We start from the raw sequence: 2,870 nt of genomic DNA, 5'->3' as shown, positions 1-2,870 counted from the left end.
CTCAAACCCATCGGAGACATCCCGCCGGCCGAGGCCGAGGAAAGGTACTACGCCATGATCGACGCCATTCCCGTCGCCGCGTAGATTTGATCAAACTAGCCTCCGGCAATCCCGGGGCGGTTCAGTGGGCGCTAAAACCAACGGAGAGGTCACCGTTCAATTCGAGTTGTCCGAACCCGTCCAAAGGTGCCCTGCGATCCGGCCAAGACAACCCGACCTCGGTGCGCTTGGACCATGGTCCGTGCACACCAGGAACCTTCCAGAGTGCCTTCAAGGCGCTGATAGCCACGTTCTTCTGGTCGAGAGGCCCAAGCTCTATCGAGAGAGCGAAGGCGGGACCACCCCACATTTTGCTGAAATCCGGCACTGCGCCCTCCAATGTCCGACAGCCTTATGATGGACAGGACACATGATGTTAGCCGTGCTAGATTGAAGCAAGTGGCACGCCTTGCGTGAACCAGCATCAGCAACGTGATATCAATGGTTGGCTGGCTAGACCGCGAAGAGGTCAGTCCAGAATTGGCGGCGGTTCTTCTGGAGCTACATCGCATACTGAGCGACCGTCTGCCGACGCTCGCTTTGATAAGCGCCGCTGCCTCAGATTACCGGGACATCATCCCCAGCCATCAGGTCTTTATCGAGCACACTCCCAGGCCGCCAAAAGGATCGAAACCGCGTCCTCGTGCCGTGTATGCCATTCGCATCGTGGGAAATCGCGTGGACGCGAGGTGGAACCTCTCAACGGGCCAGTTGCTGAAGCTCATGCGCACGGTCGCATCCAGCACCGCCACGAGCAAGGAGTAGCCATGCTCACCGTCGAATACAGCGAAGAAAGCCAGGAGGTGGCAATCTGCTTTGATTACGCCGGGCAGCGGTTGCTGGAAAACGCGCTTAAGGATGTTCCGGAAGGGAGCCATTCCCACCTAATGACAGAAAGCTGGGGCGGCTGGGATTTGGACGAGGTAACCGTCGGCGAAGAAGCGAGGCTCATTCACCACCTGCGACTGGTTCACCGGAAATACGCGCAACAGAGCCAAGGGGCTGAACAAGGTGTCCTGTTCACCGATGGCATCAGCCGCATCGAACTGCGCCCCGCCGGTCCGCCAGCCCTTGGCACACCGACCAGGATCAAAGCTTCAACTGGGCCGTTCGTCGCTGAGGTTGAAGCGGAAGCGTGGGACTATGAGAAGTTTCGGAACGGCATCGCCCGGATTCATGAAACGCTCAGCGGCGAAGCAGAGTTGACCTTTGTCGAGGGCGGCCATTCGATCCGAGTGACGGGCGATGGCCAGGGTGGTGTCGAAGTGAAAGTAGTTATCAGCGATGGCCGCGCTCCATGCCAAGCGTTTCTAACGGTCACCATCACCCTGAATCAATCTTACCTCCCCGACGTGATCCACGCGATCCGGCGGCAGTTCTCATGAACACGCGGGAGGCCCTCTTCAGCATCGTCGCCGACATCGCGGGTTCACGACCGCCGATATCAGATTCATCCAAGCTGTGCCAAGACCTGTCAATCATGGGCGATGACGCTCACGAACTCCTGACCCGGATCATCGAACACTTCGGAACGCGGTTCGAGGGCTTCGACTTCCAGACGTATTTCCCGAACGAAACGGAAGCAGCCTTCTGGCACATCGGCAGGCGGCTGGGATGGCGGCCTGCGAAAAAGGAGATCACTGTCGGCCATCTTCTGGCTGTCATTGAACGTGGCTACTGGTTTAATCCTTAGAGCGTGTTGACATTCATTTCGTCCAGATGAATGCGCTGACGAGGGAGAGGAAGGACAAGAAGGCCCTTGGTGTCTGTTCGTAGCGGGTGGCGATCCGCCTGAAGTGCTTGATCTTGAGGAAGAACCGCTCGACGAGATTGCGTTCGCAATAGAGGGCATAATCGCAGGAAACCTGCGGAGATGTTTTTCTCGGCGGAATGACCGGGATGGCGCCTTGGCTTTGGATGGCGTCACGGAATGCCTTGGAATCATAGCCCTTATCGCCCAGGACATAGCCGGCGGGGATATCGGCAATCAGGGCCTCCGCCTGGGTGTAATCACTCGCCTGTCCCGGCGTCAGGATAAAGCGGAGCGGATTGCCCAAGGCATCAACGACAGCGTGTATTTTGGTGGTCAGTCCGCCGCGTGAGCGGCCGATCGCGCGAGCTTCAGGCCCCCTTTTTTGCCCGCCGCATGCTGGTGCGCCCGGACGATGGTCGAGTCGATCATGGCGTATTCGAAGTCGGGATCATCCGCCATGGCGGCGAACAGCCGATCCCACACTCCATTCTTGGACCAGCGCGAGAAGCGGACGAATACGCTGTTCCAATTGCCGAAAACGGCGGGCAGATCACGCCAGGGCGAGCCTGTCCGAGCCAGCCACAGCACAGCCTCCACAAATAGGCGGTTATCCTTGCCGGTCCGCCCAGGATCGCTGACCTTGCCCGGCAGATGGGGCGCCATCCGATCCCATTGGTGATCCTTCAGGATCAGACGAACCTCGCTCATTCAAGTCCCCTTCTCGAAAAGGAGCTTGAACCAGATTTTCGAGCCCTTGGAAACCACAAATGTCAACGCGCTCTAGTGCCGCTGTTTCCCAGCGGCGGAGCCAACGCGTTTGCGTGTTGCCCACCCTGGGCCGGTGTTTCCCGGTTGTTGCCCAGCGCAGGCCCGGAAAAGCAACAAGGGCTTAGCCGTTTCCGACTAAGCCCTTGATTTTTTGGTTGCGGGGGCTCGCAAGCCCTTTCGTTATAAGAGCCCAACTCAAAAAGAGTTGAGCGGTTTCAGAGGGTTGTGATTCCGTTTTGTTGCGAGACGAAACGGAGAGAGATCGATGCCCTGGACCGAAACCGCCCGCCGTGAGTATCGGCGGGCGAAC

General features: G+C 58.4%; 2 protein-coding genes and 1 pseudogene. 2 read left to right on the top strand and 1 reads right to left on the bottom strand.

Annotated elements, in window-relative coordinates:
• Positions 1-806 precede the first annotated feature (806 nt).
• Both ACFSNB_RS18560 and ACFSNB_RS18555 read left to right on the top strand, forming a co-directional pair.
• Positions 807-1,424 carry a WapI family immunity protein gene (locus tag ACFSNB_RS18560; protein WP_377319289.1) on the top strand — a complete coding sequence of 206 codons (618 nt, stop codon included), beginning with the start codon at positions 807-809 and terminating at the stop codon, positions 1,422-1,424.
• Positions 1,421-1,732 (top strand): DUF1493 family protein, encoded by a 312-nt coding sequence (locus tag ACFSNB_RS18555; protein WP_377319287.1) that lies wholly within the window; start codon positions 1,421-1,423, stop codon positions 1,730-1,732. The genes ACFSNB_RS18560 and ACFSNB_RS18555 overlap by 4 nt, the downstream gene beginning before the upstream one ends.
• Before the next feature lie 13 nt (positions 1,733-1,745).
• Here the strand turns inward: ACFSNB_RS18555 and ACFSNB_RS18550 are convergent.
• Positions 1,746-2,455: pseudogene (locus ACFSNB_RS18550) on the bottom strand (IS5 family transposase).
• Positions 2,456-2,870: the final 415 nt, after the last annotated feature.

This window comes from Phaeospirillum tilakii (assembly GCF_042683125.1).
Lineage (GTDB): Bacteria > Pseudomonadota > Alphaproteobacteria > Rhodospirillales > Magnetospirillaceae > Phaeospirillum > Phaeospirillum tilakii.
This window is presented reverse-complemented; position numbering and strand designations above follow the sequence as displayed.

Excerpts from the sequence above, each read along its gene's own strand:
- ACFSNB_RS18560 (WP_377319289.1), top strand. The coding sequence starts at position 807 with ATGCTCACCGTCGAATACAGCGAAGAAAGCCAGGAGGTGGCAATCTGC.
- ACFSNB_RS18555 (WP_377319287.1), top strand. The coding sequence starts at position 1,421 with ATGAACACGCGGGAGGCCCTCTTCAGCATCGTCGCCGACATCGCGGGT.